The sequence below is a fragment of the Ignavibacteriota bacterium genome (assembly GCA_019637995.1).
Lineage (GTDB): Bacteria > Bacteroidota > Ignavibacteria > Kapaibacteriales > UBA2268 > JANJTB01.
This window is the reverse complement of record JAHBUQ010000002.1, coordinates 173,653-195,444: the sequence shown is the minus strand read 5'-3', so window position 1 is coordinate 195,444 and position 21,792 is coordinate 173,653. Positions and strand designations below refer to the sequence as shown.

At 33.5% G+C, this 21,792-nt stretch carries 17 protein-coding genes; 7 read left to right on the top strand and 10 right to left on the bottom strand.

Annotated features, from left to right (window positions below; translation table 11 throughout):
• Positions 1-207: 207 nt before the first annotated feature.
• From KF896_06845 to KF896_06830, 4 genes are all read right to left on the bottom strand, one after another.
• Positions 208-1,485, bottom strand: coding sequence for a citrate (Si)-synthase (locus KF896_06845; protein MBX3043416.1), 1,278 nt, complete (start codon positions 1,483-1,485; stop codon positions 208-210).
• A 208-nt stretch (positions 1,486-1,693) separates the two neighbouring features.
• The gene (gene hydG, locus KF896_06840) at positions 1,694-3,121 is read right to left on the bottom strand and encodes a [FeFe] hydrogenase H-cluster radical SAM maturase HydG (protein MBX3043415.1); all 1,428 of its coding nucleotides are present in this window, start codon (positions 3,119-3,121) and stop codon (positions 1,694-1,696) included.
• Positions 3,118-3,387, bottom strand: a complete 270-nt coding sequence (locus KF896_06835; GenBank protein MBX3043414.1) for a CopG family transcriptional regulator — start codon at positions 3,385-3,387, stop codon at positions 3,118-3,120. Before KF896_06835 ends, hydG begins: the two co-directional genes overlap by 4 nt.
• 188 nt (positions 3,388-3,575) lie before the next feature.
• On the bottom strand, positions 3,576-4,595 hold the full coding sequence (locus KF896_06830; GenBank protein MBX3043413.1) for an HPr kinase/phosphorylase: 1,020 nt from the start codon (positions 4,593-4,595) through the stop codon (positions 3,576-3,578).
• A gap of 152 nt (positions 4,596-4,747) precedes the next feature.
• On the opposite strand from KF896_06830, the gene KF896_06825 reads away from it, so the two are divergent.
• The 5 genes from KF896_06825 (at position 4,748) to nadB (ending at position 8,647) form a co-directional block, all read left to right on the top strand.
• Positions 4,748-5,494 carry a segregation/condensation protein A gene (locus KF896_06825; GenBank protein MBX3043412.1) on the top strand — a complete coding sequence of 249 codons (747 nt, stop codon included), beginning with the start codon at positions 4,748-4,750 and terminating at the stop codon, positions 5,492-5,494.
• Positions 5,481-6,290 carry an SMC-Scp complex subunit ScpB gene (scpB, locus tag KF896_06820; GenBank protein MBX3043411.1) on the top strand — a complete coding sequence of 270 codons (810 nt, stop codon included), beginning with the start codon at positions 5,481-5,483 and terminating at the stop codon, positions 6,288-6,290. Before KF896_06825 ends, scpB begins: the two co-directional genes overlap by 14 nt.
• Positions 6,291-6,365: 75 nt before the next feature.
• Positions 6,366-6,740 (top strand): thioredoxin, encoded by a 375-nt coding sequence (gene trxA / locus KF896_06815; protein ID MBX3043410.1) that lies wholly within the window; start codon positions 6,366-6,368, stop codon positions 6,738-6,740.
• Between the two features lies 1 nt (position 6,741).
• Positions 6,742-6,936, top strand: coding sequence for a hypothetical protein (locus KF896_06810; protein MBX3043409.1), 195 nt, complete (start codon positions 6,742-6,744; stop codon positions 6,934-6,936).
• 166 nt (positions 6,937-7,102) lie between these two features.
• On the top strand, positions 7,103-8,647 hold the full coding sequence (gene nadB / locus KF896_06805) for an L-aspartate oxidase (protein MBX3043408.1): 1,545 nt from the start codon (positions 7,103-7,105) through the stop codon (positions 8,645-8,647).
• A gap of 98 nt (positions 8,648-8,745) precedes the next feature.
• Here the strand turns inward: nadB and KF896_06800 are convergent, their stop codons facing one another.
• The 5 genes from KF896_06800 to KF896_06780 form a co-directional block, all read right to left on the bottom strand.
• The gene (locus KF896_06800; protein MBX3043407.1) at positions 8,746-9,207 is read right to left on the bottom strand and encodes a hypothetical protein; all 462 of its coding nucleotides are present in this window, start codon (positions 9,205-9,207) and stop codon (positions 8,746-8,748) included.
• A complete protein-coding gene (locus KF896_06795) occupies positions 9,197-10,273 on the bottom strand; it encodes a hypothetical protein (GenBank protein ID MBX3043406.1) in 1,077 nt (358 codons plus the stop codon). The genes KF896_06800 and KF896_06795 overlap by 11 nt, the downstream gene beginning before the upstream one ends.
• Before the next feature lie 331 nt (positions 10,274-10,604).
• Entirely contained in the window at positions 10,605-12,122 is a 1,518-nt protein-coding gene (locus tag KF896_06790; GenBank protein ID MBX3043405.1) for a hypothetical protein, read from the bottom strand.
• 44 nt (positions 12,123-12,166) lie between these two features.
• On the bottom strand, positions 12,167-13,711 hold the full coding sequence (locus KF896_06785) for a hypothetical protein (protein ID MBX3043404.1): 1,545 nt from the start codon (positions 13,709-13,711) through the stop codon (positions 12,167-12,169).
• A 58-nt stretch (positions 13,712-13,769) separates the two neighbouring features.
• On the bottom strand, positions 13,770-14,249 hold the full coding sequence (locus KF896_06780; protein ID MBX3043403.1) for a hypothetical protein: 480 nt from the start codon (positions 14,247-14,249) through the stop codon (positions 13,770-13,772).
• A gap of 593 nt (positions 14,250-14,842) precedes the next feature.
• On the opposite strand from KF896_06780, the gene KF896_06775 reads away from it, so the two are divergent.
• Positions 14,843-15,388 (top strand): cob(I)yrinic acid a,c-diamide adenosyltransferase, encoded by a 546-nt coding sequence (locus tag KF896_06775; protein MBX3043402.1) that lies wholly within the window; start codon positions 14,843-14,845, stop codon positions 15,386-15,388.
• Positions 15,389-15,436: 48 nt separating this feature from the next.
• Positions 15,437-18,247 (top strand): excinuclease ABC subunit UvrA, encoded by a 2,811-nt coding sequence (gene uvrA, locus KF896_06770; GenBank protein ID MBX3043401.1) that lies wholly within the window; start codon positions 15,437-15,439, stop codon positions 18,245-18,247.
• On the opposite strand, the gene KF896_06765 is transcribed toward uvrA, so the two are convergent.
• Positions 18,244-21,768 carry an SBBP repeat-containing protein gene (locus KF896_06765; protein ID MBX3043400.1) on the bottom strand — a complete coding sequence of 1,175 codons (3,525 nt, stop codon included), beginning with the start codon at positions 21,766-21,768 and terminating at the stop codon, positions 18,244-18,246. The genes uvrA and KF896_06765 overlap by 4 nt on opposite strands.
• Positions 21,769-21,792 lie beyond the last annotated feature (24 nt).

The following is a 21,792-nucleotide window of genomic DNA, read 5'->3' as shown; positions in this document are numbered from 1 at the left end:
CCTAAAATAATTTAAAAAAAATTAATAGCTTTATATACTTGTTTAATACGCTTGACTAATAACAATATTTTGTTTTATTAATTTGCGTTACCATACATGTTATGACGAAACAGTTTAAATAATGTTAAAGTTTGGTTAATAAAAAAATAAACCACGACTTCATGATGAAGTCGTGGTTTAAATTGAAAGAATAGTTTAAATTATTAATTAACCTTGAACCATTTTGGCATATTTTGCAGTAGGTAGTGATTTAGGTCTTGTAATAGGAAGACCGTAGGCTCTTGAAATAACAGCCTGAGCACCTATACCAAGTGCACGCGAAACACTGAACAGTACAGTATAGTAACTGAATTCAGTAAGACCATAGTGGTAAAGTAATGCACCTGAACCTGCATCAACATTAGGCCATGGGTCGCTGATTTTTTTTACTTGTTTAAGCACGTTTGGAACAACTTCGAATACTTTAGCAACTGTTTGGAATACAGGGTCTTCCGGCATATATTTTTTGCCGAAAGCAAGGAAAGCGTCAAATCTTGGGTCAGTAATTCTAAGAACAGCGTGACCGTAGCCCGGAATAACTCTGCCAGAGTTTAAGGTATCCCATGCAAATTTTTCGAGTTGTTCATCAGTTGGTGCACCACCAAACTGCTCCATTGTATCAATTACCCATTTCAAACATTCCTGATTTGCAAGACCATGAAGAGGTCCGGCAAGAGCATTCAAGCCTGCAGATAATGAGTAATATAAATCAGCAAGGGTTGAATTCACAGTTGCGGCAGTATAGGCACTTGCATTTCCGCCTTCGTGGTCACTATGAAGTGTGAGATAAAGTCTCATCAGCTTTGAGAAATCACCGTTAGGGTCAGGAAGACCAAGCATGTGCACATAATTGCCTGACCAATCTTTTGATAAATCAGGGGAGATGCGGGCGCCTTTTCCAAATCTTCTGCGATAAACGTATGCTGCAATTGCAGGAAGTTTTGCTACGAGATTGAGTAAATCTTCTAAAGTAGCTGACCAATATTCGGGTTTAGCCATACCGGCTTCATACTTTGCAGCAAATACTGATTCATTTTGAAGTACAAGAATTGCAGTATTAAACATAGTCATCGGATGCGAATCTGCAGGCATTTTGTCAATAACATCCCAAACGTAGCTTGGAACATTTGATCTGCTGCTCAAATCATCCTGTAAATCTTTAAGCTCTTCCTGTGATGGAAGTTGACCAACAAGTAATAACCAAAGAATTTCCTCAGGTAGTTTTTCCCAAAGATTATTCAGTTCTATACCTCTGATTATAAGACCTTTATCCGGTGGTACTTCTGAAGTATCGCAAACAAGACCTTTAACACCGCGCATACCGCCATAAACCTGCTTTAGAGTAACTTCTGATACAACCTTATCTCCGTTCTCTTTCAGCATCTCTTTGATGGAATCAATTTGTGCAGGCAGTATTTCTGCCAATTTTTGATGTAACTTTGACATTTCTCGAACCCTTATTATGTACAGTAAAAAAATAAATGTATTTTGAAAATATTCATATTATCTGCATTTTCTAACGTAGAATTTATAAATATGTTTTACAATTTTATCCAAATATATGAAATAATTGAAATAAATCAAAGTATTTTTTTATTGCGTCTAAATTAACTTGAAATAAGGGTTTATGTTAAAAAAGTAACAAAATAATTTGCTAAAAATATAGGTCTCTTTTTCCTTCTTTAATAAGTTCCAGTTTCGATTTCAACGAAATTATATTTTGTTCGGTTTCGAGTTCAGCAAGTTTTCGGTCAATTAAATTATATCCCAAAGTTTTGGTTTCGTGTGGAGCATAATCTTCCAAATATTCAGCAAGTGTAAGAATTGCATTTGGAGAGCATAATTTTTTAACAAAACCCGGTACCGCAAATTCCATAAAATGTTCACCGGTTCTTCCCATTCTATAACACGCTGTACAAAAGGATGGTATTAATCCACCCTCAAGAAGCTCATGAATTATTTCGTTAAGCGAGCGATTATCATTAATTGTAAATTGTTCTTTATTTATATTTTGCAGGTGACGATTTTCTTCACTGTAACCGCCTAACTCAATATTTGTGCCGCCATCAATTTGAGAAACCCCGAACTGCATAATTTCATCGCGAAGTTCGGCTGATTCACGTGCTGTTAGTATCATTCCGGTATATGGAACTGCAAGTCTGAGTATTGCAACTAATTTTGTGAAATCCCTGTCGCTGACTTCATTAGACATATCAAGATTCATTTCAGATGCATACTGTATTCTTGGAAATGAAATTGTATGCGGTCCAACATTGTAAACTGATTCAAAATGATTAACATGACGGACTAATCCCAATACTTCAAATCTCCAGTCGTAAAGTCCGAATAATGCTCCGATACCGACATCATCAATACCTGCTTCCATAGCTCTGTCCAGAGCTGTCAGACGCCAGTCATAATTGCTTTTTCTACCTGAAATATGAACCTTTTTATATGTTTCGGCATGGTAAGTTTCCTGAAAAATCTGATAAGTACCAATTCCTGATTCATGTATAGTTCTGAAGCCATCAATATCCTGTGGAGCGGCATTGATGTTTACTCTGCGAATTTCACCATGATTTTCCTTAACGGAATAAACTGTTTTAACCGATTCAGCTATGAACTCGGGTGAATAAATCTGATGCTCCCCGAATACAAGGATAAGTCTTTTGTGCCCGTGATTTTCCAAAGTTCGCACTTCTTTAATCAACTCCTGATTTGCGAGAGTCTTTCTGACAATCTCTTTATTACTATGCTTAAAGCCACAGTATGCGCAATTATTAGAACAGTAGTTACCTACGTATAGTGGTGCAAACAGAACAATTCTGTCTCCATAGACCTTTCTTTTTAGCTCACGTGCTCCATCCTTGATTTCTTCGATTAAATCATCTCCTTCAGCATTTGTTAGAATTGCTGTTTCCTGCATCGTAAGACGATTTTTAGCAAGTGATTTTGCGATAATATCGCGAACTGCAAATTTGTCTGGTTTTGTATTAATTAATATATCAGATATTTCTTTTGAATCAATAAATGGCTTCATTGGCTCGTCAGGTATAGAATAAATTTCCGGGTTGTATTTCATAATATTCCCTCATAGTTTGTGTTGTTTTTTAGTAGGACAGATTTTACCTGAATAAATTCTAATCTGCCGATTTTTCCGGTTAACGAACCGATTTCATCAGTTGAGCCTTCGAGGATTACAGATATCAGGTTTGCTTGTCTATCTTTTAAGGGTAAGCCTTGACGGCTTAAAATTATACTTGAATGTGAACTCAATATCTTGTTGAGGCTGTCTATATCAGCCTTACTTTCGACAAGAATCAGGGCGCTTCCAATTCTCTTTTCCATCAGATTGCCTCCGGAGCAGATATTTGTTTAAAATTTATCCTTGAAACAAAAATATTTTATTTCTCAGATTAATGTTACAAAAATAACAAGAAAAGAGGTCCTGTGCAAATAAAATTATAATGATTTCACAATAAAGTGTGAAAATTTAGAAAAAAGTTTATTAAAAAGAATTCTTGCATAAAATTAGGCTATTCGTTATCACCCTGAAAGTAAGAAATAATACGCTTCTCTTCAAAAAACTTCTTCATACCCGATTTCATTTTAATTCGCTCATTCAGCTTTTCTGAAAAAACCTGTGAAGCATCATAGCCATAGGTTCTAAGTAGATAATTGATTGCAATTACTTCAGAAATTACAGTAATATTTTTTCCGGGAAATATTGGCAGTTTGACTTTAGATATTTCCACACCCATAACATCAAGTGGCAGCTCATCAAGTCCTGTACGTGTGTATGACGCTTCGTTATCCCAATCTTCAAGTTCGACAACAATTTCCAACCTTTTTTGAAATCTTATTGAACGAATACCGAACATCTGTCTAATATCAATTATTCCAAGTCCGCGAATTTCCATAAAATGCTGAACAAGACTTGTGCCGGTTCCCATAAGCACAGCTTCACGTTTTTTGGTAAGCATCACCACATCATCAGCAACAAGACGGTGACCACGTTCAATTAAATCAAGTGCAACTTCGCTTTTGCCAATTCCACTGCGACCGACAAAAAGCATTCCAACCCCGTAAACATCAACAAATGAGCCGTGTACAACCACTTGGGGTGAAAATTGATCATCAAGAAATTCACTCAATAGATATGAAGCTTTGGTTGTGTCGTATTCAGTTTGGAATACAGGAATCTCTGCCTCCTCAAATATTTCAATCAAACTTTTATCTAAATCGTTGTTATTTGTTATAATTACACATGGAAGATTGAACTGTGTGAGTTTTTCGATAGCCGCAATCCGCTCAAAATTTTTGAGACTTTGTAAATAATTAATCTCAGTATTTCCAAAAATTTGAATGCGTTGCCAGGTAAAAAGTCCGACATAACCGGCTAATGCAAGCTGCGGGCGGTGAAGATTCTTTTCGATAATCTCTTTATCATGAATTTGTTCGTTGGTAAGCAATTTCAGTTTAATAGGGGACTGCAATAAAATACCAACAGGAATTTTATCTTGTTTCATTGGCTTGAGATTACTAAGCAGAGACATAATTTTTACCTGATAATATGACTAATTTGATATACTATTAAGTTAAAATTGACGAAAATATTTTAAAAAAGTGTATTCATATAAAATTGAAATGAACTCTGTAAGGAAAAATTTTATTATTTTTGCTGATTACACAATCAAATATTTATAAAATGTATAAAATTAAACTTCCGAATTTCGAGGGACCGTTCGATCTCCTTCTCTATTTTATTAAGAGGGACGAGCTTAATATATATGATATCCCGATTTCGGAGATTACTGAAGAATTTTTAAAATATATAAAAATAATGCAATATTTTGATTTGGAGCTTGCCGGAGAGTTTATTCTCATGGCATCAACTCTTATGTATATTAAAGCGCAGATGCTACTTCCAAGACCAAAAGGTGATGATGATACCGAAATCGAAGATCCAAGAACCGGACTTGTCAGAAAGCTTCTTGAATACAAATTATACAAGGATGCAGCTTCAGATTTAGCTGAACGTTATGAGGAAAACAAGTATGTTTTTTATCGCAATTTATTTGATTCAGACAAAGCAACGTTAGAAAATTCTGCTTCATACAAAAATGCAAATTTATTCGATTTGCTCTCTGCATTTAGTAATGTGATGCAGAGAGCTGAAACAAAAGAGCCGGAACATCATGTGACTCTTGAGAATATAACAGTTGAAGATAAAATTAATGCTATCTTCTTGTTGCTATCGAGTAAAAAACGTATCAGTTTTTATGAATTTACACGAAATACATCTCGAATGCATCTGATAGTTACACTACTTGCTATTTTGGAGCTTATGAAATACAGGAAAATTTGGATACATCAGGATGATAATTTTGATGACATAATTATTATGGACTACAAGAACTATAATCATACAGGTGAAGAAATTGCAGACAATTAATCAACCTGCTTTTATGAAACTTAGCAAGGATGAAAGAAAATCAGTAATTGAGGCTCTGATATTTTCTTCTGAAGAGCCATTGAGTTCAAAGCAAATTTTGAATTTACTTATCAATATCGAATTCAATGTACCGAATATTAATACTGAATCGGATGATTATGAAGGTGAACTCAAAGATATTTACTTATCTGATGAACCTGAATTTACTGAAAATTACTTTGATAACTTGATTGGTGAAATAAACACTGACTTAATCGAAAGTAACCGACCTTATATCATAGTTCAGTCGGGTGGAGGCTGGCAGTTTGGTTTGATGTCGCAATACGGTGAAATGCTGCATAAGTATTTCAAAACAAAAGTTAAAAAGAAATTTTCACAAGCAGCACTCGAAACTTTGGCTGTAATTGCTTATAAACAGCCGGTATCAAAGCCTGAAATCGAACAGATTAGAGGAGTAAACTCAAACGAAGTAGTCAATTCGCTCATTGAAAAAAAATTGATAAAAATTGCCGGAAGAAGTGAGTCTCTCGGCAAACCGCTTTTGTATGCTACAACGGTTGAGTTTTTGAGAACTTTTAGTATCAATTCAATTGATGACCTACCGAAACTCAAAGAACTTGAAGAAATTATGCCCAATAATCAGGAAAATCAAGAGCCGGATATGATTATCAATATTGAAAAAGAGCAAATGATGAATCCGGAAAGTAATAATGTAGATGAAAATGATAACATCGAAATTGATAATTATGTCCAATATTTTGAAAATTATGAAAAAAAATCCGAATTTATCGAATAAGATATTGCTATTAAGCAATATAGTTTTCATTACTTCGTTTATAAGATAGATTTTGAAACAAATTTGGAGAAAGAAATGAATTTTCTATCAAAACAAGAGTTTATTGAAAAAGTTTTTGACTTTGAAAACAAAACCGAATGGGAATATGTCGGTGAACGTCCCGTAATTATTGATTTTTATGCTGATTGGTGCGGTCCTTGTAAAATGCTTTCGCCAATTATGGAAGAATTATCTAATGAATACTCAGGAAAAGTTGATATTTTTAAAGTTGATACAGAACAAGAACAGGAATTGGCAGGCGCATTTGGAATTCGTAGTATTCCATCAGTACTCTTTATTCCAAAAAACAGTGAACGTCCTCAGATGTCAGTTGGTGCTATGAGAAAAGAAGACTATAAGAAAGCAATTAATGATATTTTTGGTGTTGCCGAACCAATAGCGGTGAATTAGTATGAATATATATGTCAAGATGTCGCTTGGAGTATTAGCAGGTGCCTTATTGGGTTATGCTTATTATTATTTTGTTGGTTGTAATACCGGCACTTGTCCGATTACATCTAATTGGCATATTTCAACATTGTATGGCGCTGCAATGGGTTTCATTGCTGTATTCCCATCAAAAAAGAAATCTGAAAGTGAAAAATAAGAAAATTTAAAGTGTTCATAAACTCCCTATATCCCGTTTGAAGTATTTAGGCGGGATTTTTTTTATATATCAGGAGATTTTTGTTAATATAATTTTTTTATTTCGTTAATATTGTGTTAGTTTGCAATTAAACAGAAACAAATAAAAATAAATATAGCTTTTTAAAATGATTAAAACAGATGTATTGGTTCTCGGTAGTGGTCTTTCCGGATGTATTGCAGCCTTGTCTGCAGCAGACCGCGGAGTGCAGGTAACGTTGATAAGTAAGTCTAAAAGTATAGTGTCAGGGAATACCCCATGGGCACAAGGCGGAATAATTTATAAAGGTATCAACGATTCTCCGGAAAAACTTAAAGATGATATCATCAATGCGGGAGATCATACCAGTTGGGATGTTGCCGTTGAACAGCTATGCAACTATGGACCCGGTTTAATTGAAAAATTTCTTTTTGAAAGATGCAAAGTTGATTTTGATAGAAATGATTCAGGCGAAGTGCATCTAACAGCTGAAGGAGCTCACTCTGAGCCAAGGATAATACATTCTAAGGATAAAACAGGCTTATCAATTCATGAAGCTGTCGCCAGAGAGGTTGATAAGCACCCAAATATTAAAGTTATAACCAATCATACAGCAGTTGATTTGCTTACACTTTCTCACCATTCAGCCAATCCGCTTGATATATATGAAAAGCCGGCTTGCTTCGGAGCTTATGTTATTGATAATGACGAGTGTAAAGTTTTTCCTGTTTTAGCAAATGAAACCATTTTGGCTTTAGGTGGACTTGGGCAAATTTATCTCCACACTACAAATCCGGCTGAATCAACCGGTGATGGGATAGCACTTGCATGGAGAGCAGGTGCGAGATGCTTTAATTTGCAGTATATACAATTTCATCCAACTACTTTTTATGGAGAAAAGGATAGGTTTTTGATTTCCGAAGCAGTGCGAGGAGAGGGCGGAATACTTATTGACAATAGCGGCAAACCATTTATGGATTCCATCCACGAGCTTGGTTCACTTGCCCCGAGAGACATAGTTGCAAGGGCTATACATCAGACTATGCTCGAAACTGAACACCCATGCGTTTATTTGGATATTTCTTTTAAAAATTCAGATTGGATAAAAAACCGCTTTCCCACAATTTATAAGCATTGTCTGCAAAATGGTACTGATATTAGTATTGAACCAATTCCTGTTGTACCATCGGCTCATTATTCCTGCGGTGGTGTAGGGGTAAGCCTGAAAGGCAGAACATCACTTCAGAGACTATATGCAGTGGGTGAAGTGTCCTGTACTGGTGTTCACGGAGCAAACAGACTTGCTTCGACATCACTTCTCGAGTGCATTGTTTGGGGGCAAAAAGCCGGTGAGGAAGCAGCTGAGCACGTCAAAGTTGATGATTACTTCCCGGAGCTTTACCCATGGGATGGCTATGATGAATATATGGACCCTGCATTGATTCGTCAGGACTGGCTGACAATCAGAAATACTATGTGGAATTATGTTGGATTGGTGCGTACAAGACAGAGATTGCTTCGTGCTACGACAATATTAAGACATCTGCAATCAGAAGTGGAGAATTTCTATCAAAAAGCCCGGATGACCAAGGAAATGATTCAACTCCGTAACGGTGTGCAGACTGCTATAGCTGTAACATCAGCTACTTTGGAATCTCGTACAAGCAGAGGAACACATTATATTGTATCCTAAATTATATTAAATTCCGGATGCTTTTTTGATTTTTATTCCAAATGATGTTGCTACTAATAACTGCCGGTGTTTCGATAGAAAAAATGTTTTTTTTCATTTTATAATTCCTTGAATATATTAATTAGTTTTTGACTTAAATCAATTGTATCATTCTTGAATAATTCTTTATGCTCAATAAAACTATTATGACCGTTCTTCCTTATTATTATTGCCGGTGAATGCTCAATTAAGTTACCATCAATTGTAATGTTATGTACTAAATTCCTTCTGCTTTGTTCTATAAATATTATATCATCAAACTTAAATAATTTTCTGAATGATTTAATTCTTGAAATTATTGATTTTTTATCTTTTTCTGATGGTGTAATAAGTATAGATATAAAATTTTTCTCCCAAATTTTCTTATTCTTAGAAAGTTCACCTAAGCATTCGCTACAATACAAATTACCTACTATAATAAAAACGGCATTATCATAGTCTGATATTCTGACTTCATCATACTTTTCGTTGAACAATGAAGAGTAAAAAAGTAGAATTGATATTATGATATTAATTATCATAAACAAACCTGAAAATTTTATAACTACCGTCATCTTCATCAATATCAATATGAAAAAGATTATTTGTAATTATTGTATACTGCTGATAAACAAATTTTCCATTATTTTTAACTATATCCTCTTTGTGGATATCAGATTTTACTAAATTCCATGAGCCTTCTTCCTGTTTCCAAAAGTCATAAAAAATGTTAAGATTTTCAATTGATTTTTTACTTGAATCAGCTTTTGAATAACAAACCATTATTAAATTAGGATTTATAAAATTTACTTTATGAACTAAACTAATCTCAGAAATAATTCTGTGTTTTTCTGAGATAAAATAATTGAAATTAGTTATGCCATCGAACTCAAAGTCTGTAGAATCTCCAACCCAATCCACTATTTCTCTGCTTAAAGTAGTCAACAAATTGTTATTAAAATCAAAAATATCAATTTTATAGTTAGATAATTCAGATCTAAGCTGGACATCTTGAGCAAAATCAATAATTGATTTTGGTTGAAATAGCGTCCAGTAAAAATTTGAGGGGTAGGCTATGTCTTTAAAACTATTGTCTTTGTAATCACTTAGATTAACTTTAAAGTAATAGTAATTATGGTCTGGGAATCTTGGATTGAATTCGCATTTAGCACCGATTAAGTATGGATATTGCAAATATAATTTATTGGCGTAATATTGAATACCTTTCTGAAAGTAAAAATCCAAATCTGTAAACTCCTGAAACAAGAACAAATCAGATTGTTTATTATAAACGTATTTTAGAAGCTTCCGGGCTAAAACAAAGTAAATTGAATCCTGAACGGATACTATATTAGATATTATTACTTTTGAACAAGAATTTGTGTTGGTCAATGATTTATCCATATGCAAGTAATACTCCTTTTCAGAGTTATTCAAATTATGCATTGAAATCATACAATTATCATTGATTTCCTTATCATAATAAAAATAATCATTATTAAATTTCAAATAATCAATATTATACTGCTTATTAAAATGTTCGTCCGGTAATTGAATGACTTCATATTTAGAGAATAACGAAGTTAAGAAAAAATATATATAAAACATTTATGCTCCAAAATTTAAATTTTTTGAATCTCTCATTTAACTATACAGTAAAATATGAACCCATATTTCAGCAAGGTTCAGAACAAATCTTACAACACTTTTTCTGCTTTTTTATGTCAGCTATTTGATTGAGATTGTTACCTCATTAATAATAGTACAAATTACACTCTACAAAAATAAATACACTTTTTGATTTGTGCAAGCAAAATTTTAATTATGAACAATTTTTTTTTCATATTCAGTTCATAATTTAGTGAAGTAAAAATGATAAATACTAATTATTTATTTTATGATAATTTGTTAGCTTATAAATAAAAACTAACGTTTTAAATTATTCTAAAATATATTCAACAAGATACGAGTTACCATCTATAGTTCTGAGGACTTTAATAATTCTATTTTTGATACCAATTATTATGCAATCATTTGGTATTTGGATATCAGGCTGTGATGGCTTAATTCCAAACCTATCGAATTTGTTCATAAATATTTTTTGAATATCAGAATCCTGAACATTATGTCCATAAAATATATATACATCATCATTTATGGTGTCATAAATCATAGCATTGTTATACTTTAAAGAAGACACCTTATATCTAAGTGTTTTCACAATTTCAATATCGGTATCATTATTAATTTTATCAAATTCAGATTTCCAATCATATTTATAAAAGGTTGAGTCAAAACTAATAGGATAACTATCTTTCTTATTATTAATTAAATCATAATAAAAAATTGAATCAGTGAAATTTTGATATTCATAAATATTGTTATGAATATCTAAACAAAATTCAGTACCGAAATAATTGATTAGATAATACTTCACATAGGTTGAATCCAATTTTCCAATACTTTTTGAAAAATATCCACTACCCGTTTTATATACTCTTATAGTTGGTTCCTGACATGTTACTTTATTATAACTGTATGGCATTTGATTAATTAAAAACATCGAGTCATTAAGTTTTTTTACAGAAAAGTATGGTAGAGTATTTTCTTCTTGTAAATGGTTACATTTTAGGATTGAATCACATGTATTGTTTATTAAATCTATTTTATAGATTGTTCCAGAGCATTCAGGGCTTATAGTATAAACATAAACATCATCATTTTTTAGATTTCCCTGCACTAATGTATGTCTATTTATACCAAATTTGTCTAATTGCAACTCATTAATTAAAATTGAATTTGAATCTACAAGATGAAGTTTATTATTATCAATACTTGAAATTACGATATTCTTTGAATCAGAATACTGGTGAGCTGCAAATGGTTCATGTATTTCGATAGTGTTATATGTTTGGTTTCTTATAACTTGTTTATTTAATAATTTCAATCCATTTATAATAAATTTATCTTCTTGTAAGTTAATAATTTTATTAGCAATAACGGAAATTGTATCTAAATCAAAATAATTACCACTACCGGGGATACCCATATATTCTATTCTCCCATCATTATTAGTAAGATACATAAATGGAAATTGTTTAATATTGTACAATTTTTTAAATGCACCCATAAAATCTAGAACTAAGCTATATTCCCAATTATTTCTTTTCCTGAATTGTAGAGTATCAAAACTTTCGCTTGCATTTAAGAACAGTACATTTTTTGAGTTATACTTTTTAGATAAATAATTTGATATGTTTCTAATTGTTTCATTACAAGTAAAGCAACTATTTTGGTCAACAAAGAAATAAGCGTGGATTATATTATCTGTTTTACCAAAAATAGGTATTGTATCTTTTATCTTGTTGTCAGAATATAAATTCATTACATTTTCAGTTGAAAAAATGCTGGATGATTCTATAAAAATCATAATTATGAATAATGCTATTTTTCTCATAAATTGCCTTAAATATCGGCAGATAATTTGTTTGCTATACCAATTCATTTAATCCTATAACACACAATTTCAAGATGTTTTTTTTCATTGATTTCAGTGCCGTAAATCAGGCTATCCCCAAAATGAAATGGTATGAATGATCCATTTGTTTTGTAAGGTGAATTATATTTCCAATTTCCATTCTCGTCTAAAATTAATACATTTTTATCAATGATGACGTTATCTGAGAATGGATCTGTTTCACCTTCTGGAAATGTTTCATTATAATAACAGACTAATATTTCATTCGTATTTTCATCAATCATAAGCGAACTTGTTCTAGTAACATTTCCAACATTTTTTGTATGATTTTCTTTTCCAATTAAATCAGGCAAATGGTCATTAATTATTCTGTAGGTATCACCAAAATTAAAATCAATGGCACCTACTAAATTTAAATTTTTATCCCAGAATTTTATCTTATTTGAAAACTGTTGCAAACTTATGAAATTATTCGATTTGTGATTGAAATCAAATTTCTCATAAAACCAAGTTGAAACTCTATATCTTCGGTATATTTCATCAGGGGCATCAAAAGAATTAATATGTTTTCCATTCCTATCAAATACAAATATACAATTGTATGAAGAATCTAATATTATATTATTTGCATTTTTTATTTTAACATAACTCATAAATGAATTTAATATGTTATTAAATTTAATAATCGGACCCGTTTTTGTTTTTTCTTCAAATTCAGGATTCTCAAATTTGACTGAATATATTATAGTATCATTAACTACATCGTAAAAATATGCAATTTTATTGAAGTCAAAAACAACATTTACAAAAGAAAGAATAGAGTCTTTTACAACCCATGATAATGATTCATTAGAATAGTATATTTTCTCTGATTTTAGCCTTTCTTCATTGATCTTTTTTATTACTTGACCATCAGAATTTACAATTAAAAGTGAAGGTTTCCTCAAGTTTCTTAAATAATATTCTTTTTTTGCTGTATTGAATATCACATCAACATGAATGCCATTAGAAGTAATATTTTTGTTGTCATCTTTTATTGCCATTCTAAAAACTTCTACGAATCTATTTGAAGAATCGTTCTTATTTATAGCCTCATCTACTTCTTTGAAACCTAATAAAATTCTTTTGAAAACTGTATTATTCAAATTACCGCATTCTATCACTAAGCCATCTTTGCTAAGCCCAAGAATAGATGGTTTAAGACTGATTTTATAATAAGAGTGATACAAACCTGTTTCATCTCCTATCACATCAATATCCCAGCCATTTTCTTTTTTTAAATTCTCTGCTTCTGATTTATTTAATCCATCAAGAACCACAATTGCCGTAAAGTCATTTTTGATAGAAACAATTTCAATATATTTTATGCTTTCATAACAACTAAAACAAGAATTTATATCTGTAAAAATATAAACTACATTTCTATTATTTGAATTATTTAATAATTTGACCTTATCACCTTTCTTTAAAGTGCAAAAATCAGTTGGTTCACTATTTATTTTAACGAAACAGATTATTATAATAATTAAATAGAAAGTAATTATTTTTAATATATTTGATAAAGCCATTTTACATCCTAATTTATCAGGTATCCATACCATTACAATATGGATACCTATTAAATGATTAATATGAACCAGAAGGTATGAAAATTGTATAATAACCCTGGCTGTCAGTACATAATCCATCCAAATCGAATGATAAATTATTCAAATTAGGATAAGCAGGGCAATTATCAATGATAATATAATGCTTATTATTGAATAGATAATTAGATCCAGAACGATTAAATATTGACCAAATGCCGTAACTATCTTTTACATTAATTTGAACATTGTCTAATTTTAGCTTAAGGGAGAAACCGCCCGTAATTTGCAATAATTCTCCTTTACAATAATCATCACATTTGATCATTTCACAATTAAGCCCAACGTCATCACAAGCAGATAAATTAGCATTCCATTCCATTACGCCTGGAGCATTCTTTTCCGGATCTATTTTTACATGAACCCAGCACTCCTCTGGTTCGGCGGTTTCTGAGAGAATCGAATTATGTGCAAACATAACCACTAATAAGAGCAAAAGTAAAACACTTGTTTTTTTCATAGGATACACCTAATAAATTAATTATACAAAAAATTATTTTTTTTTCGTATCTCAACAATTTTTCGTATTTTTGCTTTGTTGTGGTTTGGCAGAAGTGAAAATTTCTACCATACGAAAAATGCTGAAATTTCGGGTATATGATTTTCGGATTGTATATCCGAAATTAAGCGTTATTGGTAATAATGTTTATACCCACTAAAATATTATTCCCTCATCGCAAGTAAACACCTAAAACACATAAAAGCTACGGTCAATCTTACAACACTTTTTCTGCTTTTTTATGACAGCTATTTGATTGAGATTGTTACCTCATTAATAATAGTACAAATTACACTCTACAAAAATAAATACACTTTTTGACTTGTGCAAGCAAAATTTTAATTATGAACAAAATTTGTTTTTTTTTCATATTCAGTTCATATTTAGTGGATTGAAAATGATAAATACATTGCCAATACCTTTGATTTATTATTAATAACATCAAATTATTTTAATCTAATAAATTATCATTATTAAATAAAATAATAATATTGAATATCAGTTTACTAATAGTTAAACTTAAATTATAAACAAAAACTATCATTTTTTAAAATATGAAAATCTATACAAAAACGGGTGATGACGGCACTACAGGATTATTCAATGGTGTTCGGGTATCAAAATATGATATAAGAGTTGAGTCTTATGGCACAGTTGACGAGCTAAATTCGATTATAGGTCTTGCCCGGACATTTACAGCTCACATTGAAATTTCAGACGCTTTGAAAATTATATCCAATACGCTGTTTACTTTGGGAAGTGACCTTGCCACACCACTGAATCCACCCCCAAAATTTGAGGTTACAAGACTTTCGCCGGAAAGCATCGCTTATCTTGAAAACTTGATTGATGAATATACTGATAAGCTCCCGCCGCTTAAGAGTTTTATTCTTCCGGGAGGCAGTCAGTCAGCATCTTTTCTACATCAGGCGCGAACAGTATGCCGCCGTGCAGAAAGACTGATTGTCAGACTTTCGGAGCTTGAAAATATAGGTCCTTTTGTAATAATTTTCATCAACCGACTTTCTGATTATCTGTTCACAGCTGCCAGATATGAGAATCACCTCTCCGGAATAAGTGATAATGTGTGGGAAAAATAGATTTATTAATTATTGTTTAGCAAAATTGAATCAAATTGAAAAATTAAAGTGAAAAATTCTAATTTAAAAGATAGTAAAAAGTATATCAGCATCAGGGGTGCAAAGCTTCATAATTTGAAAAATATTGATGTTGACATTCCAAGAAATAAGTTGACTGTAGTTTCAGGAGTATCAGGTTCGGGAAAATCAACTTTGGCATTTGATACCATATACGCAGAAGGTCAGAGGCGTTTTGTTGAGTCATTATCTTCTTATGCCCGACAATTTCTCGAAAGAATGCACAAACCTGATGCAGAGTCAATTTCGGGGATACCGCCGGCAATAGCTATTCAGCAAAATGTCCAAACCCGCAACCCACGCTCAACAGTCGGAACAACGACAGAAATATATGATTATTTAAGATTATTGTTCGGTAGGATCGGCAGGACAGTTTGTTATAATTGCGGTGCTGAAGTAAGGCGAGACACCCCGCAGTTCGTAGTTGAACAAATTATGAAAAATGAGGAAAACGACAGAATTTACCTTGCTTTTCCATTTCCCGAGAATGCCCGTGATTTAAAATCCTATATCGAATTATACAAGGAAGCAGGTTATTTCAGGTATATAAATTTGAAATCGAAAATAGTTTTCTCATACGAAGAAGTCGAATTACTTAAAGAAATAGATGCATCATCAGGTGCTGTTGTTGTTGATAGATTAGTCCTTAAAACTGATGACGAAATATTGACAAGATTAACTGATTCAGTCGAATCTGCATTTAAAATGTCGTCAGGCAAGTGTATTGTAATCAATCTTACAAGCAACAAACAGCGGCTTTTTAGTACTGCTTATGAATGTACGGATTGCGGAATAGTATATGAGGAGCCAGACCCCAAACTTTTCTCATTTAACAATCCTCATGGCGCCTGCCCTAAGTGTCAGGGATTTGGTCGCACAGTCGGCATTGATGAAAGCCTTGTGATACCCGATATGGGCAAAAGTCTTAGTCAGGCAGCAATCCATCCGTTCAAAGGTGAGGCTATGTCCAAATTTATGAGGGATTTACTCAGAACCGCAATAAAGTGCAACATTGACATTAATAAGCCCGTTTATAATTTTACTGATGATGAATTGAATTTTATCTGGAATGGGCATGGTGATTATATCGGATTGCATGAATTTTTTAAAATGCTCGAAGAGAATAGTCACAAAATGCAATACAGAATTTTAATGAGCAGATACAGAGGTTATACAAAATGCAAAGCGTGCAACGGCTCAAGGATAAGAACCTCTGCCAGGCAGGTATTTGTTGGAAATCAGAATATACCTCAGCTCATAAATTTACCTTTTGAGAAATTACTTGAATATTTTGAAAAATTGGAATTGAATGAATACGAAACTACAGTTGCAGGTCAGGTTCTCAATGAGTTGAAATGGCGTTGCAAACTTCTTGTTGAAATTGGTCTCGATTATATTAACTTAGCGAGACTTTCGCATACTCTTTCCGGTGGTGAATCTCAGAGGATATCGCTTTCCACAGCTCTTGGTTCTTCTCTTGTCGGCACTCTTTATGTGCTTGATGAGCCAAGTATAGGAATGCACCCACGTGATACAGGAAGACTTTTGAATATATTATTTAAAATTCGTAATTTAGGAAATACTGTCCTTGTTGTAGAGCACGACCCTGACATAATCAGGTTTGCAGATTATTTGATTGATATGGGTCCTGATGCAGGGAGTGACGGTGGTGAAATAGTTTTCGAAGGTGTTTTTAAAGATGTCCTGAAATCCGAAAGGTCGCTAACAGGTCAGTATCTTTCTAATCGCAAGAAAGTTCCATTGCCGGAAAAAAGGAGAAAACTCACAGATAAAAAGCTGGTAATTCCTAAAGCTCGTGATAATAATCTCAAAATTGAGGATTTGGAAATTCCATTAGAGTGTATTGTTTGTGTTACAGGAGTTTCGGGTTCCGGAAAAAGCACATTAGTCCATGATGTAATTTATAACAACATCAAACGAAATATCGGCTCCTATAATCTCAAAAATGCTAAATTTGAAGGCATTCTTGGATATGAACAAATTGAGAATATCGAAATAGTTGACCAGTCTTCAATAGGAAAATCTTCTCGCTCAACACCGGCAACATATTCAAAATCTTTTGATTTCATACGTGAATTATTCTCTTCTACTCAGGCATCTAAACAATTAGGCTGGCGTCCCGGACATTTCTCGTTTAATGTAGCAGGCGGCAGATGTGAAGCATGTGAAGGTGAAGGTATTGTTACTGTCGAGATGCAATTTTTACCTGATGTTGCTTTGGAATGTGAATCATGCCGTGGTACAAGATACAAAAAGGAAGTACAAAATATACTTTATAATGGTAAAAGTATAGTAGATGTACTGGATATGACTGTTGATGAAGCAATTAAGTTTTTTGAAGATAAACCAAAAATTGCCCGTAAACTTCTTACTCTTCAGGATGTCGGGCTTGGGTATCTCAAGCTCGGACAACCTTCGACAATGCTTTCAGGCGGCGAATCTCAAAGGATTAAGCTTGCAGGTAGCCTTGATTCATCTTATGAAGGACATACATTGTTCATTTTTGATGAGCCGACAACAGGCTTGCATCTTGATGATATATCAAAGTTGATAAATTGTTTCGATAGACTTGCTGCTAAAGGAAACTCAATCATTATTATTGAACATAATCTGAGTATAGTTGCCTCAGCTGATTATATAATAGACTTAGGTCCTGAAGCAGGCGAAAACGGAGGTACTGTTGTTGCAACAGGAACACCCGAACAAATCTGCAAGGTCAAAAACTCTTATACCGGTATTGCACTTGCAGATTATTTCAAAATGATTAAACATAAATATTAGTCATTGGCAGGATAGGTAAACTCTGCAGATGCATTAAGATAAATCTGGTAAGCTTTGCCCGGTTGTAAATTTCCGATTGTATTTATTTGGAACATAGGCAAGTAGTTGCCGCCTTCGTTTGATTTGACAATCACAAGTTTGCCGGATTCAGCCAATGATTGAAAAGCAGTAGCTGCATTCATTGGTGTTTTTCGTAAATATGAAATAATTGTCCAGCCTGCATTCAGATTATAAGCATTGTCTTCAGGCTCAATGAAGTCACCTTCAACAATCAATTCGGTATTTTGATTTGCAAATACCTGATAACCTTCTTTGATATTCCAGTTGCCGATTGTATTTATATTAAAAAGCGGAAGATATGTACTGCCACTTGAAGATTTGGCAATTGTTATACTGTTTTTAATATTTACAAAAATGCTGTCAAGTAACTTTTCTCTTGGATAGCAGAATGATGATATCATATTCCAGCCCTGGTTCAGACTTATTTTCAAAGTGTCATAGACAATAGGGAGCTGCAAAATAACAGTGGTACTATCTTTATTGAACTTATCAGGTCCAGATTCAAGACGTACTTTTGTCAAAATTTCTTCGGCTTTTAAAGCATCCCAAACTAATAGATTCAATGTTTCATTATCATCAAAACCATCTTTTATCGGAGTATCAGTGTCATTACCCCAGATGGTTATGTTAAGGTCTTCACCTTTCCAATATTCCATACCGGCACAATAAAAATTATTATTTCTCATATAAAACAATCCAACGGCATCTCCGGCTGCAAGATTTCTTCCGTTAACTTTTGGATTTATAATCTTAGGAATTGATACTACAGCACTTTTACCGGTGCTGTCTCTGAAAGTCCACTCCGGCTTTGGAAGTGAAAAGCCGTTGGTTGTAAAGAGTGCATTTTTATCAACGCTATTTGACTCAGAAACTGAAAAATTTCCAATTTGAGCACTTGTCATATAATTCCCAATCAAATGTGCTGAATTATTATTATCAACTACTAATTTGCGAAACTCAGAATAGCCTAATCCCTCGTCTGAACGTGCCCAAAGTATTTCACCTTCACTATCGAATGAAGCAAGGAAACCGTTTCTGGTGCCATAAGCTTTAAATTGCTGACTACCAATCATAAATGTGGAAGAAACTGCACCTGACATTGTTAATCTGCCATTGAAATAATTCAAATTATAGGCAATATCCACCCCCTGATCACCATAACCTTTACTCCAAATCCAGTTACCATTTGAATCAAGCTTGGATAAAGCAAAATCACTTTGACCTTTGTGTAAAATATATTCTGAGCCAAAAAGGCAAAGCGCCCGGAATGATGATACGAAATACACATTTCCAAATTCATCTGAGGTTATACCCCAGCCGGATTCCTGAAAGTTTGTTGTTCCGGCTCTCACAGCCCATTTCCAAATACCTTCAGAGTCAGCTTTTGCGGCAAAAATATCATCACCGCCATTACTTGATACTGTGATATTATCAAAATAGCAAGTAGTTTCAAAGCCCCCTGTAAGTAATACATTATCAAATTTATCAACAAATATATCCCTTGGATAGTCAAACTGACCACCTCCGGCTGAAATCGCCCATAAGTAAGTTCCTGAAGTATCCATTTTAGTAATAAATATCTCTTCATTGCCTCTTGCATTAAGTCTTGTAGCACCAAAATAAGGCCGTCTTGAGTAAGTTCCGGTCAGATAGATTTTATCACCTTTATTTATTATAGCCACCCCTTCATCAAATTCGTTATCTCCTGTAGTTTGAGACCAAATTACATTTCCGGTTTCGGATAATTTTACTATATATATATCATTAAAACCATTTGAATTGTGGTTATTGCTACCGAAACTTATGGAATTTAAAAAATTTCCGGTTATGTAAATATTATTTGCAGCATCTGTACATACTGAGTTTGCAACATCATCAGAAGTACCTCCAAAAGATTTTGCCCAATTCCATCCGGTTTGAGGAGTATATTTTGCAACATAGATATCCTTGCCGCCATTTGAAGATAGAGTAGTATTTCCAAATTTGACATCTCCATAGAATGAGCCAACATAAATTATACTGCCTGAGGAGTCCACAGCGACTCCATCACCTGTAACTATTCCAGTCAGACCGGCATTTGAGTGTGCCCAATTCCAGTTACCCGTAGCGGAAATTGAGGCAATAAGTATATCAGAATCGCCTTTTGAAGTAAGAGTTGTTGAGCCGAAAGTAGCATTTTCAAAATATGCTCCCGCTATGTATGATACACCGTTTGACATTACTGATATTCCGTTGCCATCAACCGTAGAGCTTCCGGTAGCTGCTCTTCCCCAAACCCATGAGCCTGAGGAGCTTATTCTGGCAACGAATAAATTTCTGTCAGAACTTGCATTCAAAGTGTTATTATTAATAGTTAAATCTGAATAAAATGAACCGGTTATATATGCATTCCCACTATTATCAACACCTATTGCATTAGCTTCGTCAGTATCTGCCCCAGTGGCATATCTTGCCCAAAGCCAGTCACCGCTTTTATTCAATTTAGCCACAAAAATATCTCTACCCTGTCCGGCTGGAAGATTGTCAAGCCCAATTGTCAGAGCTGATGAATAATATCCGGTAATGAGTATATTTCCTGAATTGTCTACTGTAAGAGCCTTTGCTTCTTCTGCTCCTGAGGATGCGGCTGATTTTGCCCAAACCCAGTTGCCGCTTGTATCTATTCTGGAGACAAATATATCTCTGCCGCCTGATGCTGCAAGATTAATCTGTCCAAAAGCTGAATTTGACGAGTAAAATCCTGTGACTGCAACAAAATTATCATTAGAACTGTATTTGATGCTCACTCCATCTTCAGAACCTGTCCCACCGGCTTTTTTTGCCCAAATCCAATTACCCGATGAGTTGATTTTTGCTGCAAAAATATCTCGTGAGCCGAATGAACTTATTGAGATGCTTCCGAAAGAAACTGAAGATTCAAAGCTGCCTGTTATATATGCATTTCCGACATTATCACAGGTGATAGAATTTCCACGGTTAAAGCCGCCGCCGGAAGCTGTCCTTGCCCAAAGCCATACACCTGCAGGGCTTAATTTTGCTACAAAAATATCAGAATTGTTTTGCGCTGTAAGGCTATGACTACCAAATATGCAAGTTCCGAAGTAATATCCGGTTATAAATAAATTCCCGTTATTATCAGCAGCAATACTTCGGCTGAAATCAGTTGAAGCTCCTCCTGCAGATACTGCCCAGTCCCACCCGCCGGACTTGTTTATTTTGGCTATATACAAATCTCGGTTACCAACGGAAGATAAATTACTGTTGCCAAATTGGATTTCTCCCTCAAAATAACCTGTGTGATATAAATTGCCACTCCCATCTTCGATAATTCCAAAAGTCTGGTCATGGGTTGAATAACCTTTACCATTTTTTAAAATTTCAGGTTTTTCAAGAAATTCCCATGTCTGAGAATATAAATTGAGTCCGACACATAAAAATAAAGTAATAAATATATATTTCATAATGATTTATTTCAAAATTGACAA